The sequence below is a fragment of the Corallococcus interemptor genome (assembly GCF_003668875.1).
Classification (GTDB): domain Bacteria; phylum Myxococcota; class Myxococcia; order Myxococcales; family Myxococcaceae; genus Corallococcus; species Corallococcus interemptor.
The window spans coordinates 1-25,347 of record NZ_RAWM01000078.1 but is presented as its reverse complement, the minus strand read 5'-3'; the positions used below and the strand labels follow the sequence as shown (position 1 = coordinate 25,347).

The window sequence follows — 25,347 nt, the reverse complement described above, 5'->3', positions numbered from 1 at the left end:
CGCCCATGACACGGTGTCCACGGTGCGGCGGGTGGAGCAAGCACATGCTCCGGTGCACGGCCTGCGGGGCCATCTACCCCAAGTTCATCCAGACGCCCCCGCGCCGGATTGGACGCAGCGAAGCGAAGCTCCAGCGCAAGCTCCATCAGAAGTACGCCTGTGACTTCCACGTCCCCTTCCCGCTGAAGCGGCCGAAGGGGATGACGTTCCTCTCGTCGCGCCACAAGTACCGGCTCGCCAAGGTGATCCGCTTCCGCGAGCTGAAGCCAGAGGGGACGCACGCCCACACCTATACGCGCTCCGACAAGTCCAAGAACCACGGAGACGAGTTCACCCCCTACAAGCCTCCCGACCCACCGCTCGCCTGGAACAAGACCCGGAACGAGTACGAGCGGCAGCGGCCCACGCCCGCGAACGTCTCCGGCTTCAAGAACTTCCTGGAGACGCTCGACGTACCGGAGGACCTGTCCGAGCAGGAACGCGAGAGCTGGTCCTCGGACAGCGTCCTCTACGACGCCATCCTCCGCCATGAGACACGCAACAGCCGCTTCCTGGCGGAGAAGCTGAAGCACCCATCGGTCTACGTGGCCAATGACTACCCATGCCTGCAAATCGACGTGGGCCGGCTCATCCAGCAGCACATCACGGATGAAACCTATATCAAGCGCTTCGTCGAATACGCCGCCTCCATCCTGAACGGCTACATCGACTTCATCGCCTTCCGGGCGGGCTTCTTCATGCCCTGCGTGATCCGCTCCAGCTTCGGCTTCCTGACGCCCACCACGGCGGAGACCGGGCCGTCCATCCGGCTGGCCCTGGGCATCGCCCCCAAGGGCTACCTGATGTGTGTCTGGGAGGCCATCGAGTGGTTCCTGGAGGACCTGCGGGAGTTCCTGTCCACGGGGCTCAACCAGACGGTGGACGTGCCGTTCTTCCGCAGCAAGCGTTACGTCCAGTACCGCGGGACGGACGAGGCCCCCTTCAAGTCCACGAGCACCGTCCTGGACTACCTCACCCAGAAGGTCGACAAGCGGAAGGGGTTGCTGGAGGACGCGCAGCGCACGTTCAGCGGCGCGTCCCTCGCGACCCAGAAGAGCTATGACGCCCTGGCGCGGGAGGGCAACGGCATCAGCGGAGCCATCCAGGCGGTCCTGGACGGCAGCCTCTGGAGCATCACGGGCACGGCGAAGCAGCCCACCCTGAGCTTCAACGCATCCGGGGACCTGGAGCGCTACACGCTCGACCTGGAGAAGCTGGAGGTGCCGTGCCGGTTCGACTCCCAGGATGACTCGGACTTCCTGGAGCTGACCAACCTCCTGCTGCACCGCACCCGGGCGGCGTACGACCCCGTGCGGGATGATCAGTTCTCACGCTGGAAGGCCGCGGTCTTCGCGACGGAGAAGACCGTGCTCGAAAGCGTCAGCACGGTGCGGCTGCGGATGCTGGAGGACGACGAGGAGGACGACGGCGGCGCCTCGGACTCCGACGAGGAGTTCGACGCACCCACCGCCACGCCGCAGCAGAGCCGGCGGATGGTGCACCAGAAGCTCATCGTCCAGAACGGGATGAACGCCATCTCCATCGCGATGCACTGCGCGCGGTTCTGGCTCCGCGACGTGTGGGAGCAGGAGATCCACGTCATCGACAAGCTGCCCCTGGACAAGATCCAATCCGTCAACATCGACGGCAAGGACTACGTCGCCAAGGACCTGGGCTCGAAAAGCCACCTGTTCGTCCCCAGCTCCGGAAACGTCGAATACACCAACCAGAAGAAGCGCAAGGTGACGATGGACACGGGGGAGGTGCTGCTGCTGACCAAGACGACCGCAGTGAAGCACACGGCGCTCCTGGAGACGCGCAAGGACCTGGTGTCCATCTACCTGGAGCAGATGTACTTCGAAGCCCCCTACCTGCTGGACATCCACCGCTGGACGAAGCGCACGGAAACGCTCCAGGGCGCGCAGGTCGTCCTGATGGACGTGAACCACTGTGAGAACCAGCGGCCCTCGGGCATCCCGCTCAACCGCTTCAACCTGAACACCGTGCCGCTGCAGCGGCTGGACCTGAAGGCGCACCGGGTGGTGGTCCTGGACGTGACCAGCGCCACCACGGAGCGCATGAACCAGCTCATCCGGCAGTTCGTGCGGGGCGCGCCCGCCCGGTCGCTGCTCATGCTGGTGGACAGCGGGCTCAAGAACCAGCAGCTCGGCTCGGACCGCAACGCCTACGGCACCATCCGCTTCATCTTCTCCAAGGCGCGGCGCAACGAGATGGCGGAGGTCCAGACGGAGGCGAAGAAGCTGCCCGCCTACCAACCCCAGGGCCAGCTCAGCAACAGCCTGCGGCGCGCCTTCAAGGCCCTGGGCGCGACGCCGTCCTTCCAGGCCATCTGGAAGTCACGCACGAACCACGACGCCCTGCTGAAGGTCCCCTCCCCTTTCGCGCCCACCCTCGAGCGGCCCACGCCCCGGGACGTCAAGGCGCTGGCGGACATCCTCTCCCTGGCCGCCAGCATGAAGACCCCGACGGACGTCGCGAAGCCCCAGGCCACCCGGCCCAACGTGACGGAGGGCAGCTTCTCCCAGTTCGGCATCCCCGGCGCGGGGAGTGCCTGTTCGCCCATCTCCATCCTGGCGCTGGCGAGGCTGCTGCGCGCCCCCGAAGCCCTGGACGTCGACGGCGTGAATGACGTGGTCATCCAGGGGGCCACGCTCTACCAGGGCATCGTCGCGGGCATCGAGGGTGCCACGCACTTCGCCAACCAGGTGAAGGGCCTCCAGGGGGAGAAGATGCTGGAGGGCATCCACCTCAATCCCTACGAGACCCCGGACGGCATGCTGGCCGACCTGGGGCTTGCGTGGGGAGGACAGCAGACCTGCGGACGCATGTCCCTGTCCTCCACGCTCCACAACCTCTTCGCCAGGAATGACGCGCCGCTGGGGCTCGCCATCGTCATCGGGGGCTACACGGTGGCCGTGGCCCGGGTGAACGGCGTCTTCTACCTCTTCGACTCCCATGGCTTCGGGCAGATCCAGGGGGCGTTCGTGGAGAAGCACACGAACCTGATGACCCTGGTGCGGCGGCTGGGCGCCATGGTCGAAGCGCGCCTGCCCCGGGGGGAGTCGCTGTCCCTGTCGTGCTTCACGCCCACCTGATGAAAACGGGCTGGAGACCTCGCGGTCCCCAGCCCGTGGTCAGCTCAGGCGTTGCTCAATGCCCTGGGGCTCAGCAGCCTTAGTTGCACCGCTCCCAGCAGAGCACCTCGTCCTGCTGGCACTTCGCCTCGCACGCCGGGTCGCCATTACAGCTGTAGAACAGCCCAGTCATCACACAGCGTGCAGCAGGGAGCGGCGACCGTCTCCTCGGCGCCCTACGTCGCGCAGGCGCCCGCCTACGAATGGGGGCCCGCGCGCGTGCCCGAGGACAGGCTCTTCGTCCTCGGGGACAACCGCAACGGCAGCAGCGACTCACATGTCTGGGGTTTCCTGCCCGTGCACTCCGTCACCGGCCGCGCCTGGCTGCGCTTCTGGCCACCGGCGCGGATGGGCGCGCTGTGAGTATCCTGGAGTGCCCTGACTGTAGAAGGAGGAGTGGATGTCGAGTCGAACGGTCTCCCGGAGGACGTTGCTCCAAGGTGCGTTGGTGGCAGTGGCCTTCAACCCCATGAGCCGGAGCTGGGCCTCCACGCAGGAGGCTGGCGCGGTCCCCCTGCCGCGGCTCGATGGCGAGTTGCTGATGGACCCAGCGTCGCGGACCGCGGCCTCGGAGGACTTCGGTCACATCCTCCACCGTACGCCGTGGGCGGTGCTCGTTCCCGGCTCGGTGAAGGACATCGTGGGCATGGTCCGCTTCGCGCGGCGCCAGGGCCTGAAGATCGCCGCCGCTCGGGGCCTCGGTGAGAGCCACAGCACCTTCGGCCAGTCCCAGGTGCCGGCGGGCATCGTCATCGACATGTCCGCGCTGTCGGCCATCCACGAGGTCGGCGAGGACAGCGCCTGGGTGGATGCGGGCGTCCGGTGGCACGAGCTGCTCCAGGCCTCGCTTCCCCACGGCAAGAGCCCGCCGGTGCTCACCGACTACATCGAGCTGAGCATCGGCGGAACGCTGTCCGCGGGAGGCATCGGCGGACAGGCGTTTCGCTGGGGCCTCCAGGTGGACAACGTCCTGGAGATGGCCGTCGTCACGGGCCGGGGTGAGCTCGTGCGGTGCTCGCGCTGGCGTGAGCGGCCCCTGTTCGACGCCGTGCGCTCGGGCCTGGGCCAGTTCGGCATCATCGTGAAAGCCAGGGTGCGGCTCGTCGAAGTGCAGCCCCGCGCCCGGACGTATCTCGCGCGGTACAACGACCTGCACCGCTTCATGGAGGACCAGCGGCGGCTCATCGAGGACGGACGCTTCGACTACGTGGAGGGCTCCGTCGTCGCCTCCAACGGAGGCCGGGCGTACCAGCTCGAGGTGGTGAAGTACTTCACCCCGGGCTCGGAGCCGCACGACGGGAGACTGCTCGCGGGCCTGGGCTTCCAGCCGGAAACGCTCCAGGTGAGCGACGGCAGCTACTTCGACTTCGCCAACCGGCTCGCGCCGCTGGTCGAGCTGCTCAAGCAACTCGGCGTCTGGGGCTTCCCCCATCCGTGGCTGGACATGTTCGTCCCCGCCCGGTCCGCCGAGTCCTTCGTCCAGGAGGTCCTCTCGCAGACCACCGAGGCCGACATGGGACAGGGGCCCATCCTCCTCTACCCCTTCCGCGCCTCGGAGCTGACCGCCCCCTTCCTGCGCACTCCCAACGACAGACACGTCTTCCTCTTCTCGCTGCTGCGCACCGCCATTCCACCGACTCCGGAGAACGTCGCAGCCCTCGTGCAGAAGAACCGCGCCATCTTCGACCGCCTCACGGCCATTGGCGGGAAGATCTATCCCGTGGACGCCGTGCCATTGAGCCCCGCCGATTGGCGCCGCCACTTCCACCCCGCCTGGGCGCGGTTCGAGCACGCGAAGCAGTGCTACGACCCGGACCGCGTCCTCACGCCGGGACAGGGCATCTTCTGAGCAAAGAGTGGAGGATAAACCCATGCCGCTCCGGACGGGCTCCGAGTTCTTCTCGGGCGCCATTGGCATCCGCGTGCCCGGGGACGGGTTCATCTACGTGGTGGACGCGAACCGGGGCCTGCTCATCCTCCAGGAGGAGTGACCGCCTCCCGGATGCGTGGGCCCAACCGGGAATGCGGCTGCACGCCTGGCGGGCCTCCACCCCCACGCGTTGCGACCGGGGCCCTCACATCCCCATGTTCGACACCATGAGGCCATTGGGCGGAGGCCCCAACCCGGAGCGCGAGCCATGAAGAAGGAATGTCCCCACCTGGAAGCGACCGAACAGCACCGGACGGCTCCCGTCCATCCCAGCGGCCATGGATGCGCGGAGTGTCTGAAGGACGGAGGGGACTGGGTTCATCTCCGGATGTGCCTGACCTGCGGGCACGTGGGCTGCTGCGATGACTCGCCGTCACGCCACGCGACCCAGCACTTCCACGAAAGCGCTCACCCGGTCATCAAATCGTTCGAGCCTGGGGAGGACTGGGCCTGGTGCTACGTGGACGAGCAGTTCCTCGAGCGCATTCCCACCTTCCCAGGTGAGTCGCCGCCGGTGCACTACTCGGCCCCCATGAGCGCGCCGTAGCCCCCCGGCCCCGGACGCCTGCGCCTTCGAGCGCGGAAGCCGCGCCCCTGACAATACCTGACAGACCCTTGTCACTCCGGGGGGATAGGTCCTCTTCCTCATCCCTGCCGTCCCGGAGGTCCGTCTTGAAGCTCTACTTCCATCCCCTGTCCGGAAACTCGCGCCGCGTGCTGCTCGTGGCCGCCCACCTCGACATCCCCCTGGAGCGCATCGTGGTGGACCTCACCACGGGCAAGCAGCGCGAGGCGTCGTACCTGGGCATCAACCCCAACGGGCGCGTGCCCGTCCTGGACGACGGCGGCTTCGTGCTCTGGGAGTCGCGCGCCATCATGGTGTACCTCGCGGAGAAGACCCCGGGGCAGACCCTGCTCCCGGCGGACGCGCAGGGCCGCGCGGACGTGAACCGCTGGCTGTTCTGGTGCTCGGCCCACATGGCCCCGGCGAACACCGTGCTCGTCCAGGAGAACTTCGTGAAGCAGCGCACCGGCCGCGGGCCGCCGGACCCCGTCGAGGTCGCGCGCGGCGAGGCCCTCGTCGCGCAGGCCGCGCCCGTGCTGGACTCGCACCTGGCGGGCAGGACGTGGGTCGCGCAGGAGCGCCTGACGCTCGCGGACCTCTCGCTCGCCGCGTCGTTCGCCCTCGCGGGCCCGGCGCGCCTGCCCATTGAAGGCTACGCGAACCTCCGGGCCTGGCTGGGGCGCGTGCAGGAGCTGGAGGCATGGCAGCGCACCGCGCCCCCCATGCCGCCTCCGGCCGCCCGGAGCTGACGCGAACTCCGGCCCGGGCTGCTAGCGTCCCTGGACGTGGGCACTCCCCGGACGGAACGGTTTGGCAGGTTCGAGTTGCTGGAGCAGATGGGCATGGGCAGCCTGTTCATGCGTCACCAGGCGCTCGCCACGGAGGCACCCGCCGGCAGCAGGCCCGTGGTCCTCACGCGGTTGTCACCGGGGTTGACGGAGGACCCCGCGGTCGTCGAGGAATTCCTCGACCTCGCCTCCCTCTCGGCACGCCTCCAGCACGAAAACGTCGTGCGCGTCCTGGACTTCGGTATGGCCGACGGCGAGCCCTTCCTGGTCCGGGAGTGGGCGGAGGGGCAGGACCTGGGCTGGGTGCAGGTCATGCTCCGGCGGCGGGGCATGTGGACGTTGCCCGAGCCCATCGTTGTGAGCATCGGCATGGATATCTGCCAGGGATTGCAGCCCGCGCACCCACACGTGGGCCTGGTCCATGGAGAGCTCAGCCCTTCGAACGTGCTGATGGGCAACGGCGGGGAGGTGAAGCTCCTCGAGTTCGGCTTCAATCGGTGGACGCTGCGGAAGGCGTGGGCGAAGTGGAGCGTGGGCGTGATGGGCATCAAGCTGAAGTACTTCGCTCCCGAGCAGTTGCTGGACGCGCCGGTGGATGGCCGTGCCGACGTGTATGTCCTGGGCGTGCTGCTCTACACCCTGCTGTGCGGAGACCTTCACGTGAGGAGCGACTTTGACGGGAACACCGTCAGGGATGTCATGGAGGGCAGACTGATTCCCGCCCGGCAGCGCAACCCCTCCCTGGATGCGGAGCTCGTGCGAATCCTCGAGCGCGCGCTGGCGAGGTCCGTGGACGACCGCTACCCGTCCGCCGAGGCAATGGGACAGGCGCTGGCGGCCTGGCTGAAAGCCCATGCGCCCACGTTCAGCAGGGAGACGCGGAAGCAATGGCTGGCCTCGGTCCTCCCGCCGGCGACACCTCAGCGCAGTTCCTGAGGCGAGGTTGCACGGGGACAGGCGCGGAGCGAGGGCCTGGAAGCGCACCGGTGAGTCCGTGGAGGGGCGCATCCCGGCCTACGACGATGAAGGGGGCCCAGTAGTAGGGATGGGGCCGGTGCTGACGGAGTGCTCGCATGGCCTCCCTCAGCGCTTCGCCCCGTCCCAGTCCCGCCAGCAGGTGGTGGTAGTAGCGCTTCATCAGCGCGCTCGTCGTCTCGTCCTCCACCTTCCAGAGACTCGTCACCACGGTCTCCGCGCCCGCCACCAGGAAGGCCCGTTGCAGTCCGTACACGCCCTGCCCCAGCTGGATGTCTCCCCGGCCCGTGTCGCATGCGGACAGCACGACCAGCTGCGTGCCCCACAGGTCCAACCCCGCCAGCTCCAGCGCCGTCACCAGCTCGCCTCCGGAGCGCGCTCCAGCGAAGACGAGGCCGGAGCGCAGCAAGGGGTCCATGGCCGGGGGGAGCGGGGGCTCGTCAGCCAGCGCCCCGAAGTGGATGACCGCGCGGGAGGCGGCGTCGCCGGGCACGTCCCCCAGGAAGAAGCCGTGCGTGGCCAGGTGGAGGATACCGGGCGTGGGCAGCCGCAGCAGCCGCTCCCGGGTGGCTTCCGGGCCCAGGAAGAGCTGGGCCTGCGGCAGGAGGCGCCGGATGGCCTCCGCCTCCAGGCCTGTCCCGGGCAGCGGCGTGGACGCCCACGCCCTCCGCGCCGGGTCCGTGAAGCGCGAGCGCGCGCTCCCTGCGGAGGCATCTGGCTGGGACGCCGCGAGGGCCGGGCTGAAGTCCGGGTTGGCGAGGACGACCACGGAAGCCGGAGCCGTGCGCTCCTGGGGACGCGGCAGCAGGTCCTTGCCGGAGGACAGCGAGGTGAAGTCGAACGCGTCCACGAGGAAGCCCTGGCCATCGTGGAGGGCCGCGAAGGGCACCAGCGCCAGCGGCCCCTCCGGTGACAGGAAGAGATGGTGCTGCTCGCCGAGCAGCGGCAGCAGGGGCTGGAAGACGCGCTGGTAGAGCGCCTGGGCCGGGGCTTCGATGCCGGCGTCGCGGCGGGCCAGGGCGTCGCGGAAGCGCGCCGCCGCCGCGTCGATGGGCCCCGCGGGCCCCAGGTCCACGGCCCGGGTCGTCGCGTCGGGATGGAGCACGAGCGCCAGATAGCGCAGGCGCTGGACACCCGGGGACACGAGCCCCGCCACCCGGATCCGGTGCCGCTCATCGTAGGCGATGAACTCAACCAGTGCGCCGTCCCGAGGCAGGGCGTTGGCGACACGGTCGACCACCTCGTCGGGCGACGGAAGCGCGGTCAGCGCGCGCAGGGGCGCGGAGCGTCTGGCCAGGTCGGCTTCCAGGACATCGCCCTCTTCGGCGAGCGCCGCGAGCCGCCGCGGGTAGTCCTGGGGCGACAGCGTGCCGGGCCCCTGGAGGGACAGGTGGGCCAGCTGGGCGCGCAGGGCTCCCAGCCGCGCGAAGGTGTCCCGGTCCTTCGCCTCCAGGCCCTGGTAGACGGTCCGGGAGATGCTGGCGGTCTCCTCGATGGAGCGGCCCTTGCGCAGCAGGGCGGCGCCCAGGGCCAGGCGCCTGACGCGGGCGTCCCCGGGATGGGCGCGCAGCAGCGCATAGAGCCGCTCCTCGTCCGTGCGCAGCCACTGGAGGAAGTGGAGCCGGTGCGACTCGGAGAAGCCCAGGGACTCCTGGCGCAGGCGCTGCTCGGACAGGGCGAAGGCGCGCGTGAACAGCGACAAGGCCTCGTCGAGCCGGTGCTGGGCCTGCCGCACCTCGGCGAGTCCATTGAGGATGCTGACCACGTGCGCGGAGTCCTTGCCGAACGTCGCCTCCGTGAGCTTCAGCGCGCGCTCGTAGCGCGTCCGCGCTCGCGCGTACCGCCCCTGGACTGCGTCCACGCGGGCAAGCTCCTCCAGCGGGAAGGCCACGGCCGCGGCCTCCCGGCCCAGGGCGGCCTCCTGGATGGACAGGGCCCGCTCCAGGTGCCGCGTGGCACGGCGGTACTGCCCCCGGGCGGCATGGAGCCCGGCCAGGTTGGTGAGTGCCGCGGCGACGAGGGGATGGTGTGCGCCGCAGACCCTCTCCAGGATGGCGAGCCCCCGCCGCAGGAGCGGCTCCGCGCCGGGGTAGTCCCCCTGCGCCACATGGAGGTTGGCGAGGGCGATGAGCGCATGGGCGACATAGGCGTGCTCTCCGCCCAGGGCCGTGTCCCAGATGGCCAGGGCGCGCTCGAAGAGGGGCTGGGCCCGCGCATACGAGCCCTGTTCCATGTAGAGGGCGCCCAGGTGGGCGAGCGAGTCCGCGACGCGGTCATGGGTCCCGCCGAGGGTGGCTTCCCGGATGGCCAGGGCGCGCTGGTGGAGCGGCTCGGCCTGCCCGAGCAGTCCCCAGAGCTGGAGGTTGCGGCCGAGCAGGTTGAGCGACTCGGCGACCAGGGGATGGCGCTCGCCGAGGGTGGCTTCCCGGAGGGCCAGGGCGCGCTCGAGGAGGGAGTGGGCCTGCGCGTACAGCCCCTGGCTCTCATGCAGTGCCGCGAGCCTGTTGAGCACGTCGGCGGCATCCGCCGGGTCCTGTCCGAGCGCCGTCTCCCAGAGGGCCCGGGCGCGCGCGAACAGGGGCGCGGCGCGCGCGGACCGTCCCTGCTGACGGTGGAGGACGGCCAGCCAGTAGAGCGGTTCGGCGAGGAGGGGATGTTCCGTGCCCAGGGTGGCTTCGCGGAGGGCCAGCGCGCGCAGATAGAGCGGCTCGGCCCGCGCGTAGAGCATCTGCTGGTGGTAGAGCCCGGCGAGGTCGACCAGCGTCTCCGCCACCTCCAGCGGGGACCTGCCCGGGTCGGCTTCCTGGAGGGTCAGGGCGCGCAGGTAGAGCGGCTCCGCGCGGCTGTAGCGGTCCTGGGCCAGATAGAGGTTGGCGAGGCGGTGGAGCGGCTCGGCGGCGTCCGGGGCGTCCCTGCCCCGGGCGGTCTCCCGGAGGGCCAGGGCGCGAAGCAGGAGCGGTTCGGCCCGGCTGAACAGCTCCTGGGCCGCGTAGAGCCTGGCGAGCAGGAGCAGCGTCCGTGAGACGTCCGGGTGGTCCCTGCCCTGGGTGGCTTCGCGGAGGGCCAGCGCGCGAAGCAGGAGCGGTTCGGCCTGGACCAGGTCACCCCGAAGCAGGAGCTGGAGCCCGAGGCGGTCCAGGTCCGAGGCTGCCTCGGGCGGGGGGCTGTCGTGCGCGGCCTCCCGAGGCGTCAGTGCCGGAATGGTGTCCGCGGCCGCGGCGCCTTGCGCGCAGCACACCAGCACCACCAGCATTCCCACGAGACCACGCCGCATGCCGGCTCCCGAGGCCTGCCCATGTCCGAAGAGGGGCTCCACGTAGGACAGAGCCGGTGGGCCGGTGAATCATGCACGGCAACTCAGCGCAGCTCCTCGGCGAACTGCTCACGGTAGCGCCCCTGGAGCGTCTTCAGCGCCTCCGCCATGCCCACGGCGCGGTACTGCTCGGCCAGCATTTGCCACGCCTGCTTGTGCACGGGCTCCAGCGCCACGACACGCTCCAGGTGGGTCCGCGCCTCCTCGTGGGGCCCCGACTTGACGGCCAGCCATCCCAGGATGAAGTGCGCCTGCACCGCCTCCTCGTGCGCGGCCACGGCCTGCAGGCACGCTGCTTTCGCGGGCCCCTTCCTGTTGGCGCGCAGGTGGCCTTCGCAATCCAACACGTGCAGCACCGGCGCGCGCGGGAACTCCCGCTTGAGCCAGGCGATGCGTGCCTGCGCCTTCGCCGCCAGCCCCTTGTCGAGCGAATCCTCGACGTCCTTCGCCGCGCGGATGAACTCTCCCTCCCGCTCCACCGCGACACCGCTCACGGAGACATCCACGGGCAGCGCCTTCCAGCGTCGAGCCTGCCGGGCCCAGGTCCGCAGAGGCTCGGTCCGGGCGTCATTGCCCGCCTTCTGGAGGGCCTGCTCCGCCCACGTGACCGAGGAGGTCTCCTTGAAGAAGGCCGCGAGGTCTCCCCAGGCTTCCGGCGGAGTTCCAGGGTTCACCTCCATCCGTTGCCGCGCCCGCACGAGGTGGCCTTGCGCCTCCAGGTGCTGCCCCTGTTGGAGGGACAGGGTCGCGAGCAGGAACAAGGGGGCGGGCTCGGAGGGGAACTTCCCGGCGACGGCCTCGCACTTCTCCCGGGTCGCAGGCAGCTTGGGGGCGACACGCGTGCCCAGGTAGCAGGCCAGCCTCTGGACGAGGAAGTCCTCCGGGTGGCGTCGCGCGAGGGGCTCCATCTTCTGGGCGGCGACCTCCACGCGCCCCGCCTTCTCGAGCGCGAGGATTTCGTCGAACCGGCGCCGGTCCTCCGGAGGCAGGGGGGCTTGAGGCTGATGCGCAACCAGCGGCGCCCTGCCCTCGCGGACCTGCGCGAGCCATTCGACGACAGACTCCTTCTCCGGTCCCTCCCAGTCCGGCGACGACGTCGAGGCCAGCAGCGCCCCCAGCTCGGTCGCCCAGGCCCGGGCGGCAGCGTCATCGCGACGACCCGCCGAGGCATGGCGAAGGCTGGTCTTGAGCAACTCCAGGGTCTGCGGTGTGAAGGCCGCCTGATTCGGTGCGTAGTTCGGGAACATCATCCAGTGCGAGTTGCGCACGTGGAATGCCCCCAGCGTGTGCGCCCACTCGTGGAGGAAGACGGACGTCTCCTTGTGCACCTTCCGCTCCTCGTAGAGCGACTGCCGCTCGTCCTGGGGCAGGTGGATCAGTCCCTCCATGATGGCGCGGACCTCCTCCGGGTTTCCCATCTCGCGCAGCACGCAGTGGCGCCCGAACAGCCGGGCCATGCCCAACTCATGCTGCGCCGAGGAGAAGAGCTTGAGCGCGGAGACGAAGCCGACCACCAGGTCCACGTCCTCGCCTGGATCCGTCAGCTCCAGCGCGGTCAGTGAACCCTCCAGCTCGCCCTCGACACCGCGATGCGCCCACTCGCGCGTCGACTCAAGCTCGAAGACAACGCCCAGCGGTCCCTGCATCACCGCGCTCGCGCGCTGCAACTGGGACACGACGCTGCTTCGCCAGCGCACCACCTGCTCCCGATAGTCCGAGTCCGCGTAGACCCGCACCCGGATCTTCCGGACCGGCCCCGTCGAGGGCTGCGACGAGGACTCCAACTTCGCTGGCGCGAGGGTTCGCGCCTGTTCCCGCGCGTAGTCCACGGGTCGTTTCACACACGCCACGCCGAGGACACAGACCCACACCGCCAGCAGGGCGCCACGCGCCGCCAATCCCATGACACGACCTGTGCTCATGGGACCCTCCCATACGCGAAATGCGGCAGGAGCGCACGTCACGCCCCGCACGAGCGCACGTCGCGTGGGAGGGCTGGCCTGACGGTCCCGCTGACCAACCAGGATCATCTCAAATCAACGCCTGGATTGGCCTTGCCATCTCCCCCTTCTCTACGTGGGGGCCGTCACTCCACCTGCAGCCCCGCACGCATCTCGGCAGCGCGGATGGGAGAGGCGGTCTGGCGACGAATGACCCGCTCGGCCACGGCGAGGTTGATGACCCAGCCGGCGCCCAATAGTAGCGCCCTGGCGAGCTCGCCCGGCGTTCCGGCGATGAGGAACCAGGGCACGGAAACCAGCACCTGCGTGCCCGCGCCCAGACCGACAGCGTAACCTCGAATCATCCAGGCCCGGTGGCCCACAAGGTCCCGCCGAGGGAGCGCGGCCAGCCCCAGGATGAGGGACAGGACCATCGCCGAGCCGAACAGGAGCCGCAGGCCGTCGAGGAGCGAACTGTCGCCTTCGGCGCGGGGATAGAACAGCGTCATCCACAAGCCCGAGAGCCCGGCCACGAGACCGCACGCGACCAGGAGCCGCCCGGCGACGCGGTGCCAGCCGGGCCGCCGACGGCGAAAGTCCGGGGCGAACTGGAAGGCACCCAGGACGCAGTACACGCTGGCGCAGAGGACGTGCAGCACCACCGGCAGGGGCGATGCGAAGAACCGCGCGTTGTGCGGCGTGAGCTCGGCGCCGCCCGCCAGCTCGGTCAGACGGCCGGCGCCGGCCAGGATGGGCACGAGCGAGAGCGCGACCAGCGCAGCGGACACGAGCCGTTCGGCCTTGGGTGTGGAGGTCATGGTCGAACAGATAGCCCTCCGCGACCACCGACGGAATTGACTGAGTTCCTTCTCCTGATATGCGCGAATGCATGGATTGGCGGGCAGCCAGGTTCGACTGGAATCGAGCGCGGGCCTTTCTGGTCACCGCGGAAGAGGGCTCGCTCACGGCGGCGGCGCGTGCGCTCGGCATGGCGCAGCCGACGCTCGGGCGTCAGGTGAGCGCGCTCGAGGACGAGCTGGGCGTGGTGCTGTTCGAGCGCGTGGGACGGGGCCTCGCGCTGACGCCGAGCGGGCGCGAGCTGCTCGACCACGTTCGAGCCATGGGCGACGCCGCGGGGCGCGTCTCGCTCGCGGCCGGCGGACAGTCGCAGAGCATCACCGGGCTGGTCCGCATCACGGCCAACGAGATCTACTCGGCATTCCTGCTGCCGCCCATCGTGGAGAAGCTTCGGCGCGAGGCGCCGGGTATTGAAATCGAGCTCGTCGCAACCAACACCGCGGCCGATCTGCGCCGACGGGAGGCGGATATCGCGATCCGGAACTTCCGCCCCACCCAGCCCGACCTCATCGCCACCAAGGTCCGGGACGACCCGATGCGGCTCTATGCCGCGCCCCGCTACCTCGCGAGCATCGGCAACCCACGTACGCCGAAGGCACTGAGCCGCGCCGACTTCATCGGGCTTGGCGGGACGGACGCCATGCTCAACGGGCTGAACGGGCTGGGCTTGAGCCTGACGCAACGGAATTTCCCGGTGCAGACGGGGAACCACCTCGTGCACTGGGAGATGGTCAAGCGGGGCATCGGCGTGGGCGTCGCTCCCGAGCGCGTGGGCGACGCCGAGCCGCTGGTCCGGCGGGCCCTCCCCAGCCTCACCCCGTGGTCCCTTCCCATCTGGCTGACGACCCACCGCGAGCTGAACACCAGCAAGCGCATCCGGCGGGTGTTCGATCTGCTCGCGGCCGAGCTCGCGAGGTGAGTGACGGCGGCGCGCCTGTCCGCAACCGCCAATCTTCGTGGGTCCTGAGCGATTGCGCCCTGGAGGGTCACAACGGTGCGTGGATTGAGACTCCGGCCCGACCGGAGCTCCAGTCTCGCAGGTACTTGTTGAGCTCGCCGTAGAACGACACCGACACCAGCTCGGCCACGGAAAAGAGTTGGACGAGCAGCGCCCCCACGTTTCCGTTGTGCGTCTCGGCCGCGTCGGCGTCGACGTACTCCTCAAGGATCGAGTAGCGCCCCGGCCGCTGTGTGACAAACCACTGATAGCGCAACGTTCCCGGCTCCTCCGCGGAGGCGGAAGCCAATGCACGGGCGAGCCGGATGAACTCCGGCTCATGGTCAGGCCGCTGCACCTGAAACTCACACTGCACAAGGAGCGTCATCCGGTGACGATACGGCAGCCCGGCCCCACAACCCGAGGGAGATGTCACCGAAGGCGACCCTGAAGCGGCACCAAAATGTTTCGCGCCTGCTGTCGCCGGGAGGCGCGTGGAGCACCTCCACGGACACAGCGGGCGCGGGCCACGCGCCCGGATGTGATCGCTCACGGGGGCGCGGGGTCAGGGAGTCGCTGGAGCGTACCCGCCTCCAGGGAGACCCCCACCATGTCACACAGGAATCTGGCCCTTCTGGCCACGGCGCTGCTGCTCGTGGCCGCCAGCGCCGCCGAAGCGAAGCAGTGGAGGTACGCGGGGATGCACCCGCGCACCGGACAGCCCCGGGACGGGCTGTGCCTCCTCGAGGCGCCGCACGTGCACTCCGCCGCGCCGTTGTACGCGGACACGCTCTACCGCACGCGCGACAACGTCTACGTCTTCATCGGCGACCCCACGCCCTTCGGCTACGAGGGCCCCCGGCACTCCTACTACGGGCACCATCCGGTGGTGCTCAACGTGCTCGTCAACATCGACGTGGACGTGGACGTGGTGGAGTACTGCTATCACGACGGGCCGCACTACCACGCCTACGAGCCGCCGCCGCGGCAGCAGTTCGTGGACAAGGAGGACGTCCACTTCTACGCGGGTGAGTACCCCGAAGAGTACCGGCGGGAGAACCCGAAGCTCGTGCGGGTCAACACGGTCTATCGCGGCTGGAACGTGCCGCGTCCGGTGGTGGCGTTCGCGCCGCCGCCCCAGTACCACGGCCCCATCATCCAGGTGGGCGTCAACGTGGACGTGGACGTGAAGGTCGGCGGCAGACCGCCTCCGCCCGCTCGCGAGGTCATCATCATCCGGGAAGACGACGATGACGACCATCACCATGACCACGACCATCGCCACTGCAAGCACAAGAAGCACAAACACAAGCACCAGGGGCGGCACTGAGCATGCGTCACAAGGGAGTCGCGCTGGGGGCGTTGCTGCTGGCGGGCTGCTCCAGCAATGCGGACGACGTGCTGGACGCATGGAAGGCGGCGGGTGAGTCGCCCTCCGGCTTCACCGACGTCGGCGAGAAGCTGCCCGGAGGAAAGTGCCAGGCCGGCAAGGTGAGCGGCCTGGAGGCCACGGTGTGCCTCTTCGACGGCGCGGAGCAGGCCAAGAAGGCGGAAGAGGCCGGCTGGGCGCTCATCGGCGATGCCGTCGGCTCCACGGTGGTCTCGGGCAAATGGGTGCTCGTCGTCGCCGATCCCCGCAAGGAGGACCCGAGCGGGCGGCGCATGAACGCGCTGGTGAAGACATACCAGCGGAAGACGCGCTGACGCAGGCGCCCGGCCCGGGCCCTATGCAGCGGGCCCGACGAGCGTGAACGGCTCGGGGATGACGGCGCGGATCGCCGCGGCGAGCTCGGACTTGAGTCGCGGCCGCTCCGTGTCCTCGGTCACCTGCAGGGCGGAGCGCAGCAGCTGGTAGAGGTGAATGAAGTAGAACGGAGACCGGCCATTGAAGTTCATGCCGGGGAGGCGGCGGCTCATCGAGTGGGCTTCGACCCGCATGGGCTCGAAGAATGACATCCGGGTCGCCAGCGCGACGCACGTCTCCACCTGGCGTTTGGGATGAAGCGCGGCGAGCAGGAGCAGCATCGCGGCCGGATCGTCGCTCGACAGCCAGGCAGCCACGACCGTCACGCGATCGACGCCGAGGTCCCGCGGCGAGGCCCAGTCGCCGTTGCGGCTGGACACCTCGTGCATCAGGTCGGTGAGCGTGCTCCGCGTCGTCATCCGACGAGGATACGGCAAGGCGCCCTGTCAAGAGAGGGGGGCGGGATGCGTGCGGCCCGTGCTTTCCACTACGCTGCCGGCACCGCCTCAAGCCTGACCGCCGGAGTCCGTCCACATGATGCTGTTCGCCCCGAAGGTGTTCCCCAAACTCTCCACGCTGAGCCACGCGGGCCGGTCCATGTACGTGTGGGTTTTCTACACGTTCCCGCTGGCCTTCACGCTGCTGCTGGTGCCGGGACTGTTCCTCCAGGTGATGGGCATCTCGCCCGGGGCGGCGGACGGGAACCTGTTCTTCATGCGCATGGCGGGCGGACTGCTGGTGTCCATGTCGTTCATGTCCCACCAGGCCGCCGTCCTGAACATGCGCCAGTTCTTCGTCTGGGCGGTGATGGGACGCACCTTCATCACGCTGGTGCTGATCGTCTGCACGGTGATGGGCCTGTGCGAGCCCATCATCATGTTCTTCGGATGCATCGACTTCAGCGGGGGCATGTGGACGCTCATGGGCATTCGCCGTGACGAGGCCGAGGAGCAGGCCCAGGCGCTCGGCGCGCAGGTCATCGCCCAGCCCTCGCCCTGACCCTTCGCCCCGCGCTTCCCGGACCCGCCATGACCACCGCGCTTCCCCCACCGGCCGCTGCTCCCCTTCCCGCCTGGAAACGGGCCTTCCGCAACATCTCCCGGCAGCATGACTTCCAGCCCCTGCGGGTGGAGGGACGGATTCCCGAAGGACTGCGCGGGACGCTGTTCCGCGCGGGCGCGTGGACGTTCGACGTGCACGGGCTGCCCGTTCAACACTGGTTCGACGGCGACGGCGGCGTGATGGGCGTGCGCTTCGGGCCGGACGGTGTCCAGGGCGCGGCGAAGCTCGTGGACACGCGCACCATGGTCACGGAGCGCAAGGCGGGCCGGCACCTCTACGGCAGCTACGCCATGCCCACGCCGCTGCGCAACAAGCTGCTCAACCCCCAGAAGAACAACGCGAACACGGCGGTGATGCCGTGGAACGGCCGGCTGTACGCGCTGCACGAGCCGAACCTCCCCGTGGAGCTGTCCCCGGACGACCTGTCCAGCCTGGGCGAGACGAACCTCGACGGCGTGGTGATGAAGTCGTTCTCCGCGCACCCGCGCCGCGTCCACTCGCGAAAGACGCTCTACAATTTCGGCCAGCACCACGGCCGGGTGAACACGCTGGAGCTGTACGCCCTGCCGGACGGCGCCGGAGCGCGGCACCTGGGGTCCGTGCCGCTGCCCGGCGCGACCATGGTCCATGACTTCATGGCCACGGACCGCTACCTCATCTTCTTCTTGCCAGCCATGCGCATCGACGTGCTGAAGATGCTGCTGCGCATCGGCGCGTTCGCGGACAACGTCTCCTTCCGGCCAGGGGCGGCGGCGGAGGTGGTGGTGGTGCCCATCGACGACGTGGCGCATCCCCTCCGCATCCCCGCCGACGCCTTCTTCAACTGGCACTTCAGCAACGCGTACGAGCAAGGCGACACGCTGGTGGTGGACTACGTGCGCTACCCCGACTTCGCCTCCAACCAGTGGCTGGGCGAGCTGGTCCGCGCCACCCCGTCCATCGAGGCCGACGGCATGCTCCACCGCGCGGTCATCGACCTGAAGGCCCGCACGTTCCGCAGCGAGCAGGTGATGGACCTGAGCTGCGAGTTCCCCCGCGTGGCCCCCAGCGTGGAGGGCCAGCCGCACCAGGCGGCCTACATGGGCGCGCACTCCACCCGCGCGGCCCGGCGCGGAATGTACGACGCGCTGGTGCGCGTGGACGCCACCACCGGCCGGGTGACGCGCGCCGAGCTGGGCGAGGGCCAGTACCCCTCCGAGGGCATCTTCGTGCCACGCCCCGGCTCGAAGGCCGAGGACGACGGCTGGGTGCTCACCCAGGTCTACGACACCCAGACGGACACCACCCACGTGGCGGTGCTGGACGCGGAGCGGCTGGACGCAGGGCCCGTGGCGCGCTGCCACTTTGAACACGGCCTGCCGCCCACGTTCCACGGCGAGTTCCTGCCCCCCAGGAACGGCGCAGCCCACGGTTAGGGGCCGTGGCGGGCCGTCCGCCGCGCGCGAACCCCGTGATTCGCCAGGGGCGAAGCGCGCGCTTCGGTGCTAGTCCATACGGCCATGTCCGGCGAATCACCCGTCCCCTCCCCCGGCGGCCTGCCTACCCTGCGCTTCCCCCCCGAGCTCCCCATCTCGAGCCGGGTGGAGGACATCACCGCGGCCATCACCGCCCACCAGGTGGTCATCGTCGCGGGGGCCACCGGCTCGGGGAAGACGACGCAGCTGCCCAAGATCCTGCTCGCCATGGGGCGCGGGCGGCCGCGCCAGATTGGCGTCACCCAGCCCCGGCGCATCGCCGCGACGAGCGTGGCGGCGCGCGTGGCTCGCGAGCTGGGCACGGAGCTGGGCACGGACGTCGGCTACCAGATCCGCTTCGAGGACCGCTCGTCCAAGCAGACGGCCGTGAAGTTCATGACCGACGGTGTCCTGCTCGCGCAGATCCACAGCGATCCGCTGCTGAAGCGCTACGACACCATCGTGCTCGACGAGGCCCACGAGCGCAGCCTCACCATCGACTTCCTGCTCGGGTGGCTCAAGCGCATCCTCCCTCAGCGCCCCGACCTCAAGGTGGTGGTGAGCTCGGCCACCATCGAGACCGAGCGCTTCTCGCAGTTCTTCGGCGGGGCTCCGGTCATCCAGGTGGAGGGCCGGACCTTCCCGGTGGACGTGCTCTACGAGCCGCCCCCCGAGGACTCCGAGCTCGCTGACGCCGTCGCCGATTCCGTCGCGAACGTCATCTCGCTCGACCCGGACGGGGACGTCCTCGTGTTCCTCCCCGGCGAGCGGGAGATCCGCGAGGCCGAGAACGCCCTCAACGCGCGCGAGCTGCGCGGCACGGTGGTGCAGCCCCTGTATTCGCGCCTGTCGGCCTCCGAGCAGTCGCGCGTCTTCGCCTCCATCCCCCAGCGCCGCGTCATCCTCGCCACCAACGTCGCGGAGACGTCGATCACCATCCCGGGCATCGTGTACGTCGTGGACACGGGGGTGGCGCGCCTGTCGCGCTACGACCCCCGCTCGGGCACCACGCGCCTGCACATCGAGCCGGTCTCCCAGGCCAGCGCCGACCAGCGCAAGGGGCGCTGCGGCCGCGTGCGCGACGGCATCTGCGTGCGCCTCTACGACGAGGTGAGCTTCACCTCGCGGTCCGCCTTCACGGACCCGGAGATCAAGCGCACCGGGCTCGCGGGGGTCATCCTGCGGATGAAGTCCCTGGGCCTGGGTGACGTCGAGGACTTCCCCTTCCTCGACCCGCCCCAGCCGAAGGCCATCGCCGAGGGCTGGCGGGTGCTCGAGGAGCTCGGGGCCATCGAGGGCAAGGAGCGCACGCTGACTCCGCTCGGGCACCAGCTCGCGCGCTTCCCGGTGGACCCGCGCATCGCCCGGATGATCCTCGCCGGCGCTGAATACGGGTGCCTGGAAGAGGTGCTCATCGTCGCCGCGGCGCTCAACCTGCAGGACCCGCGCGAGCGGCCCCGGGAGCTCGCGCAGAAGGCGGACGCGTCGCACGCTCGCTTCCGTGACGAGCACTCGGACTTCGCGAGCCTGCTCAAGCTGTGGGCGTTCGTGCGCGAGGCCGAGGGCCGGGGGACGTCCCATCTGCGGCGCGTGTGCCGGGACAACTTCCTGTCCTTCCTCCGGGTGCGCGAGTGGCGCGACGTCCAGCGCCAGCTCGAGGAGACCGTCCGCGAGCTGCGCCTGCCGCGCAAGGGCCGGGGCGCTCCGGCGCGCGGGGACGTGCTGCACCAGGCGCTCCTCACCGGGCTCCTGTCCCGCATTGGCCAGTGGAACCCGGAGCAGCGCTTCTTCACCGGCGCGAAGCAGACGCGCTTCATGGTCCACCCCTCGTCGGCGCTCTCGAAGAAGCCCCCGGCCTGGGTGATGGCGTTCGAGCTCGTGGAGACGTCCCAGCTGTTCGCGCGCACCGTGGCGAAGCTCGACCCGGAGTGGCTCGCGTCGGCGGCCCCCCACCTGCTCAAGCGCAGCTACTCCGAACCGCACTGGTCGGAGAAGTCCGCGCGCGCCATCGTGAAGGAGAACGCGACCCTCTTCGGGCTCCAGGTCTTCAAGGAGCGCCCCGTGCCCCTGGACCGCCTGGACCCCGCACGGGCACGGCTCATGTTCCTCGACCATGCCCTGGTGCGCGGCGAGTACCGCACCCGGGGAGCGTTCCAGGAGGAGAACCAGGAGGTGCTCGATCGCGTGGCGCGCCTGCGGGACAAGGCCCGGCGCAGCGAGCTGCTCGACACCGAGGCGCTGCTGACGTTCTTCGACCAGCGCGTCCCGGCGGACGTGACGGACGGAGCGGCCTTCGAGGTCTGGCGCCGCAAGGCCGAGGCGGCCGACCCCGACGTGCTCATCCTCACGATGGAGGATGCCCTCTCGCACGACCCGGGCCTGTCCCCGGCGCACTACCCGGATGCCATCACCCTGCACGGCGTGTCCGTGCCGGTGACGTACACCTTCGACCCCTCGGCCGAGGACGACGGCATCACCCTGAGCGTGCCGCTCCTGCTGCTCGCCCAGCTGGTCCCGGGTGAGCTCGACTGGACCATCCCCGGGTGGCAGCGGGAGAAGCTCACCGCCCTGCTCGAACAGATTCCCAAGGCCCAGCGCAAGCAGCTGGGACCGCTGCCCGACCTGGTCGACCGGCTCGAGAAGGAGCTGGTGCCCTTCCGCGGGCCGATGATTCCAGCGCTCGCGCGCGCGGTGTCCCGGCTGTGCGGCGTGGACGTGCCCGAGGAGTCCTTCCGGGCGGATGCCGTGGTGCCGTACCTGCGCACCACGCTCCGGGTGCTCGACGAGCGGGGCAAGGAGCTCGCGAGCAGCCGCGACGCCGACGCACTGATTGAACAGCACGGGGGACGTGCACGGGCGGTGCTGCGCAGCGCGGCGCCAGCGACGGACTGGGAGCGCAAGGGGCTGACCGCCTGGACCTTCGGCGAGCTGCCCTCCGTGGTCACCCGGCGGGTCGGCGGGCTCGACGTGCGCAGCTCCCCCGCGCTCGTCGACCGGGGCTCCAACGTGGACCTGGTGCTGCTGGAGACCTCCGCCGCCGCTGAAGCGGCCACGCGCACGGGGGTCCGCCGGCTGCTGATGCTCGCCGCGCGCGGACACGTGGCCGTCAGCGCCGCGCGAATGCCGCCGCCCTTCCCGTCCCTGGACGGCGCGCCCCCCGCGCGGGGCCAGTCCGACGCCTTCAAGGCGCTCGTCCTCGCACGGAGCGTCGACGATGCGTTCAAGCTCGCACCGGGTGCGCCGCTGCCGCGCACGAAGGCGGCCTTCGAGGCGCTGCTCCAACAGGGCTCACCGCGCATCGAGCAGACGGCCCGGGACTGGACGAACGTCGTCATCGCCACCTCCGCGGATCTCGCCGAGACGCTCGCCGCGCTCAAGGCGGCCTCCAAGGGGCCGAGCGGCGCGGCGGCCGTGCGGGACATCCGCTCGCAGCTCGGGCACCTGTTCCCCGCGAAGCTCATCGAGTGGATTCCCCTCAGCCGCCTGCTGAACTACTCGCGCTACCTCCGCGCGGCCCAGGCGCGGCTGTCGCGTGCGGTGGCGAATCCCCCCAAGGACGCAGCGAAGGCCGCGCCCTTCACGCCCTTGTGGGAATCCTTCCTCGCCAGATCCGCCTCCGCGCGTGACCAGGAGGCGGCGCAGGAGCTGCGGTGGACCTTCGAGGAGCTGCGCGTGGCCATCTTCGCTCCAGAGGTGACGACGCCCGTGTCGGTGACGGTCGCGAAGGTCAGCGCGACCCTCGCGGCGCTGCGCTAGGGAGGACCGATGATGGAGATGCCGAGGCGGGCACGAGGGTGGGCCGGCGTCCAGGTGTTCGCGCTGGGCCACTCCACCCGCACCATCGAGGAGCTGGTGGAGATGCTGTGGGCGAACGGCGTGCGGACGCTGGTGGACATCCGCACGGTGCCCCGCTCCCGCACCAACCCGCAGTTCAACGTGGACGTGCTGGGAAGGACGCTGGCCCGGGTGGGGGTCGAGCACCTGCACCTGCCAGCGCTCGGCGGGCTGCGGCGTGCGCGCAAGGACTCGCCCAATGCGGCCTGGCGCAACCTGAGCTTTCGCGGCTACGCGGACTACATGCTGACGGAGGACTTCGCGCAGGGGCTGGAAGCACTGCGCGAGGTGGCGCTGCAAGGGCCGGTGGCACTGATGTGCGCGGAGGCGCTGCGCTGGCGCTGCCATCGCTCACTGGTGGCGGACGCGCTCTGGGCGCGAGGCGTCCTGGTGACGCACATCACGAGCCCCACCCGCGTGGAGCCACACCGGCTCACCGCCTTCGCGCAGGTGCGGGGGCGCCAGGTGCTGTACCCGGCGACATGAGGGAGCTCAAGCAGGCCGCGTTCGTCGAAGGTTTCCGACGGCCGCCAGCACGAAATATAAACCGGCCATGAACCTGCTTCTGAACCTGCTGTGGCTCATCTTCGGCGGTGGGCTGTTGCTCTGCCTCGAGTACCTGCTCGGCGGACTGGTGCTCTGCCTCACCATCGTGGGCATCCCGTTCGGCGTGCAGTGCTTCAAGCTCGCCGGCCTCGCGCTGCTGCCGTTCGGCAAGGACATCGAGGATCACCCCAGCGCGGGCGTGATGAGCTTCGGGCTCAACATCGTGTGGGCGCTCGTCGCCGGAATCTGGATCTTCCTCACCAACGTCGTCATCGGCGTCAGCCTGGCGCTGACGATCATCGGCATTCCGTTCGCGCTGCAGCACCTCAAGCTCGGAATGATCGCGTTCGCTCCGTTCGGCAAGCGCATCCGCGGCTGACCCGGACCGAAGCGCTTCATCAGCGCGGGTGCAGCTCCCAGCGGTAGGCAGTCCCGGGCGTGGCGGGACTGATGGGATGGCCCACACGCAGGAAGTACCTCCCCGGAGCGCCCGGCCGCACGTCGCGGCTGGAGCCCAATGTCGGGACGGGCGTCACGCCATCCGCCTCGAACAGCTCGAACACCGGCGTGGCCCCCTCCAGCGGGAACCCGCTCACGGAATAGGCGCGCGCCTCCAGGTCGAAGGCGAACCAGTCCTCGTCATAGGACGTGTCGACCACTCCCTCCGCGTAGAGCGTGGGCCCGGGCACGACCGTGGCGGCTTCGAGCGTGTCCGCGTGGTCGTCCTGCCCCACGTCCTCGATGGTGAGGACATAGGGCCCCAGCACGCTTCCCGCCACGAAGACGATGGGCTCCGAGCGGGTCGACTTGAAGCGCGCCGGCGGGCGGCTCAAGAGCATCAGGTTCCGGCCCGGCTCCGACGGCCGATAGGCCTCGAACGAGGAGGAGACATCCCAGTCGGCGAACCTCAGGCGGTAGACGTGCCCGGCCTCCACGTTCACGCGAAAGGCGTCCTGGTCACCGTGCGGCGCGGACACGCCCGGAATGGGAACACCGATGCTCGCGGGCACCGCGTCCGCCACGCCCGAGCCCTGATCCGGCCCCAGGTCCACGACCTTGAGCGCATAGGGGCCCCGGGGGTTGAGCAGGCTGTTGGACACGTGGACCCACAGCGGGCCGTCCCGCCCCAGCACCACCGGGCGCGGCGCCCCCACCCCTCCCGGGCGGGTGCCCGGGAGGTCGATGAAGGTGAAGTCACACACGGACTGCGTGGTGCGGTCGCAGACGAGGTCGTACGCGTGGCCCGCCTTCGCGGGGAAGCTGAACCAGTCCACGTCGGAGCGTGTCTCCAGCACTCCCGTCACCGCCAGCTCCGACTCGAACGCGGGCAGCGCCGTGGCCCGGTCCCCCTCGTCCGCGTGGTCCTCCGCGCCCAGATCCTCCAGCGTGCACTCATAGCCGGCGGTGCCCCGGGCCGCGTTGGATGCCATCCGCAGCCGGTACGCTCCGGCCTCCAACTTCTCCACCGCCGTGCCGCTGCCGCCTTCCTCCCATTCGAAGTTGCGCCACGACATCAAGTACCGGAGCGACTCGATGGCCGGCCGCAGGTCCTGGCCCGTGCAGCGCGCCCGGTACACGTGTCCCTCGAGCGCGGTGAACGTGAAGGCATCCTCGTCCCCCCGGAAGTCGATGTGGCCCCGGATGGGCGTGCCGTCCGTGAGGAGCGGGGCCATCTGGACGTCCGGTTCGCCTTCCGCGTCCCCGACCTCCACCAGGGACAGCGTGTACGTGCCGCGCTCCATGGAGAAGCCCGCGGGCCATGCGGCGACGGAGGCGGTGTACGTCGTGCTGTAGGTCAGTGAGACCGTGAGCACGGTGTCACGGCCCTCGTAGGTCACCAGCCCGCGGTCGTACGCGGTCGGCCAGGGGGAGATGGCCAGGTCGCACGACTGGAAGCCCTCCGGCGTGCAGGTGAAGCGGTACGTGCGGCCCTTCACCCCCTGGAAGGTGAAGCTGTCCACGTCCAACCGGTGCAGCCTGCCGGACAGCGCGACCACGGGGAGCCCTTGCGCCTGGGGACCCGGGTTGGGGAACTGGTCGAAGTCGTCCACCTCGTCCACCTCGCAGGTGGAGCCCAGTTCCTGGTCCTTGGGGCCACAGCGGCACGCCGCCACTCCGCCTTCGCTCGTGCAGTAGCCCGCGGTGCAGTGCACGCCGGAGCACACGCGGTTCACTTCGTCCGGCGAGGGCCCGGTGGGGGTGGGAGG

Annotated in this window: 20 protein-coding genes and 1 pseudogene; 15 read left to right on the top strand and 6 right to left on the bottom strand. The window is 69.9% G+C overall.

Going from position 1 to position 25,347, the window contains the following annotated elements:
- The first annotated feature begins 44 nt into the window (after positions 1-44).
- The 7 genes and pseudogenes from D7X96_RS24880 (at position 45) to D7X96_RS24855 (ending at position 7,413) form a co-directional block, all read left to right on the top strand.
- Positions 45-3,155: a hypothetical protein gene (locus D7X96_RS24880; RefSeq protein ID WP_121770885.1), complete on the top strand. Its 3,111-nt coding sequence runs from the start codon at positions 45-47 to the stop codon at positions 3,153-3,155.
- A gap of 180 nt (positions 3,156-3,335) precedes the next feature.
- A complete protein-coding gene (lepB, locus tag D7X96_RS24875) occupies positions 3,336-3,557 on the top strand; it encodes a signal peptidase I (protein WP_244219707.1) in 222 nt (73 codons plus the stop codon).
- Positions 3,558-3,594: 37 nt separating this feature from the next.
- Positions 3,595-5,043, top strand: coding sequence for an FAD-binding protein (locus tag D7X96_RS24870; RefSeq protein WP_121770884.1), 1,449 nt, complete (start codon positions 3,595-3,597; stop codon positions 5,041-5,043).
- A 49-nt stretch (positions 5,044-5,092) separates the two neighbouring features.
- Positions 5,093-5,185, top strand: a pseudogene (locus D7X96_RS41995) (LVIVD repeat-containing protein); the annotation flags it as partial.
- Between the two features lie 147 nt (positions 5,186-5,332).
- Complete coding sequence (locus D7X96_RS24865; protein ID WP_121770883.1) at positions 5,333-5,671, top strand: UBP-type zinc finger domain-containing protein; 339 nt, start codon at positions 5,333-5,335, stop codon at positions 5,669-5,671.
- A 125-nt stretch (positions 5,672-5,796) separates the two neighbouring features.
- A complete protein-coding gene (locus D7X96_RS24860) occupies positions 5,797-6,438 on the top strand; it encodes a glutathione S-transferase family protein (protein WP_121723057.1) in 642 nt (213 codons plus the stop codon).
- Between the two features lie 36 nt (positions 6,439-6,474).
- Complete coding sequence (locus tag D7X96_RS24855) at positions 6,475-7,413, top strand: serine/threonine protein kinase (RefSeq protein ID WP_121770882.1); 939 nt, start codon at positions 6,475-6,477, stop codon at positions 7,411-7,413.
- On the opposite strand, the gene D7X96_RS24850 is transcribed toward D7X96_RS24855, so the two are convergent.
- The 3 genes from D7X96_RS24850 to D7X96_RS24840 all read right to left on the bottom strand — a co-directional run bounded on the left by D7X96_RS24850 (position 7,343) and on the right by D7X96_RS24840 (position 13,523).
- Positions 7,343-10,726, bottom strand: coding sequence for a CHAT domain-containing tetratricopeptide repeat protein (locus D7X96_RS24850; RefSeq protein WP_121770881.1), 3,384 nt, complete (start codon positions 10,724-10,726; stop codon positions 7,343-7,345). The two genes, D7X96_RS24855 and D7X96_RS24850, sit on opposite strands and share 71 nt — an antisense overlap.
- An 83-nt stretch (positions 10,727-10,809) precedes the next feature.
- Positions 10,810-12,687: a bacterial transcriptional activator domain-containing protein gene (locus D7X96_RS41545; RefSeq protein WP_147468390.1), complete on the bottom strand. Its 1,878-nt coding sequence runs from the start codon at positions 12,685-12,687 to the stop codon at positions 10,810-10,812.
- Positions 12,688-12,851: 164 nt separating this feature from the next.
- On the bottom strand, positions 12,852-13,523 hold the full coding sequence (locus D7X96_RS24840; protein WP_121770879.1) for a DUF2306 domain-containing protein: 672 nt from the start codon (positions 13,521-13,523) through the stop codon (positions 12,852-12,854).
- Between the two features lie 71 nt (positions 13,524-13,594).
- Between D7X96_RS24840 and D7X96_RS24835 the strand changes: the two genes are divergently transcribed.
- Positions 13,595-14,482: a LysR family transcriptional regulator gene (locus D7X96_RS24835; protein WP_121723066.1), complete on the top strand. Its 888-nt coding sequence runs from the start codon at positions 13,595-13,597 to the stop codon at positions 14,480-14,482.
- Positions 14,483-14,549: 67 nt separating this feature from the next.
- On the opposite strand, the gene D7X96_RS24830 is transcribed toward D7X96_RS24835, so the two are convergent.
- Positions 14,550-14,888: a putative quinol monooxygenase gene (locus D7X96_RS24830; RefSeq protein ID WP_121770878.1), complete on the bottom strand. Its 339-nt coding sequence runs from the start codon at positions 14,886-14,888 to the stop codon at positions 14,550-14,552.
- Between the two features lie 222 nt (positions 14,889-15,110).
- On the opposite strand from D7X96_RS24830, the gene D7X96_RS24825 reads away from it, so the two are divergent.
- Complete coding sequence (locus D7X96_RS24825; RefSeq protein ID WP_120550112.1) at positions 15,111-15,830, top strand: hypothetical protein; 720 nt, start codon at positions 15,111-15,113, stop codon at positions 15,828-15,830.
- Between the two features lie 2 nt (positions 15,831-15,832).
- On the top strand, positions 15,833-16,204 hold the full coding sequence (locus tag D7X96_RS24820; protein WP_121770877.1) for a hypothetical protein: 372 nt from the start codon (positions 15,833-15,835) through the stop codon (positions 16,202-16,204).
- A 21-nt stretch (positions 16,205-16,225) separates the two neighbouring features.
- On the opposite strand, the gene D7X96_RS24815 is transcribed toward D7X96_RS24820, so the two are convergent.
- Positions 16,226-16,663 (bottom strand): hypothetical protein, encoded by a 438-nt coding sequence (locus tag D7X96_RS24815; RefSeq protein ID WP_121723064.1) that lies wholly within the window; start codon positions 16,661-16,663, stop codon positions 16,226-16,228.
- 115 nt (positions 16,664-16,778) lie between these two features.
- On the opposite strand from D7X96_RS24815, the gene D7X96_RS24810 reads away from it, so the two are divergent.
- The 5 genes from D7X96_RS24810 (at position 16,779) to D7X96_RS24790 (ending at position 23,519) form a co-directional block, all read left to right on the top strand.
- A complete protein-coding gene (locus D7X96_RS24810; protein ID WP_120550109.1) occupies positions 16,779-17,243 on the top strand; it encodes a hypothetical protein in 465 nt (154 codons plus the stop codon).
- A 29-nt stretch (positions 17,244-17,272) separates the two neighbouring features.
- Positions 17,273-18,721, top strand: a complete 1,449-nt coding sequence (locus D7X96_RS24805) for a carotenoid oxygenase family protein (protein ID WP_121770876.1) — start codon at positions 17,273-17,275, stop codon at positions 18,719-18,721.
- An 84-nt stretch (positions 18,722-18,805) separates the two neighbouring features.
- Positions 18,806-22,516: an ATP-dependent RNA helicase HrpA gene (gene hrpA / locus D7X96_RS24800; protein WP_121770875.1), complete on the top strand. Its 3,711-nt coding sequence runs from the start codon at positions 18,806-18,808 to the stop codon at positions 22,514-22,516.
- Between the two features lie 9 nt (positions 22,517-22,525).
- On the top strand, positions 22,526-23,080 hold the full coding sequence (locus D7X96_RS24795; protein ID WP_233610213.1) for a DUF488 domain-containing protein: 555 nt from the start codon (positions 22,526-22,528) through the stop codon (positions 23,078-23,080).
- 67 nt (positions 23,081-23,147) lie between these two features.
- A complete protein-coding gene (locus tag D7X96_RS24790; RefSeq protein ID WP_120553043.1) occupies positions 23,148-23,519 on the top strand; it encodes a YccF domain-containing protein in 372 nt (123 codons plus the stop codon).
- 19 nt (positions 23,520-23,538) lie between these two features.
- Here the strand turns inward: D7X96_RS24790 and D7X96_RS40050 are convergent.
- Positions 23,539-25,347, bottom strand: a 1,809-nt coding sequence (locus D7X96_RS40050; RefSeq protein WP_208647369.1) for a hypothetical protein, incomplete at its 5' end; no start/stop codon positions are given.

Bases quoted from the DNA above. Each gene is read 5' to 3' on its own strand.
- D7X96_RS24880 (WP_121770885.1), top strand. From the start codon at position 45: ATGCTCCGGTGCACGGCCTGCGGGGCCATCTACCCCAAGTTCATCCAG.
- D7X96_RS24870 (WP_121770884.1), top strand. From the start codon at position 3,595: ATGTCGAGTCGAACGGTCTCCCGGAGGACGTTGCTCCAAGGTGCGTTG.
- D7X96_RS24865 (WP_121770883.1), top strand. From the start codon at position 5,333: ATGAAGAAGGAATGTCCCCACCTGGAAGCGACCGAACAGCACCGGACG.
- D7X96_RS24850 (WP_121770881.1), bottom strand. From the start codon at position 10,726: ATGCGGCGTGGTCTCGTGGGAATGCTGGTGGTGCTGGTGTGCTGCGCG.
- D7X96_RS41545 (WP_147468390.1), bottom strand. From the start codon at position 12,687: ATGAGCACAGGTCGTGTCATGGGATTGGCGGCGCGTGGCGCCCTGCTG.
- D7X96_RS24840 (WP_121770879.1), bottom strand. From the start codon at position 13,523: ATGACCTCCACACCCAAGGCCGAACGGCTCGTGTCCGCTGCGCTGGTC.
- D7X96_RS24835 (WP_121723066.1), top strand. From the start codon at position 13,595: ATGGATTGGCGGGCAGCCAGGTTCGACTGGAATCGAGCGCGGGCCTTT.
- D7X96_RS24830 (WP_121770878.1), bottom strand. From the start codon at position 14,888: ATGACGCTCCTTGTGCAGTGTGAGTTTCAGGTGCAGCGGCCTGACCAT.
- D7X96_RS24825 (WP_120550112.1), top strand. From the start codon at position 15,111: ATGTCACACAGGAATCTGGCCCTTCTGGCCACGGCGCTGCTGCTCGTG.
- D7X96_RS24820 (WP_121770877.1), top strand. From the start codon at position 15,833: ATGCGTCACAAGGGAGTCGCGCTGGGGGCGTTGCTGCTGGCGGGCTGC.
- D7X96_RS24815 (WP_121723064.1), bottom strand. From the start codon at position 16,663: ATGACGACGCGGAGCACGCTCACCGACCTGATGCACGAGGTGTCCAGC.
- D7X96_RS24810 (WP_120550109.1), top strand. From the start codon at position 16,779: ATGATGCTGTTCGCCCCGAAGGTGTTCCCCAAACTCTCCACGCTGAGC.
- D7X96_RS24805 (WP_121770876.1), top strand. From the start codon at position 17,273: ATGACCACCGCGCTTCCCCCACCGGCCGCTGCTCCCCTTCCCGCCTGG.
- hrpA (WP_121770875.1), top strand. From the start codon at position 18,806: ATGTCCGGCGAATCACCCGTCCCCTCCCCCGGCGGCCTGCCTACCCTG.
- D7X96_RS24795 (WP_233610213.1), top strand. From the start codon at position 22,526: ATGATGGAGATGCCGAGGCGGGCACGAGGGTGGGCCGGCGTCCAGGTG.
- D7X96_RS24790 (WP_120553043.1), top strand. From the start codon at position 23,148: ATGAACCTGCTTCTGAACCTGCTGTGGCTCATCTTCGGCGGTGGGCTG.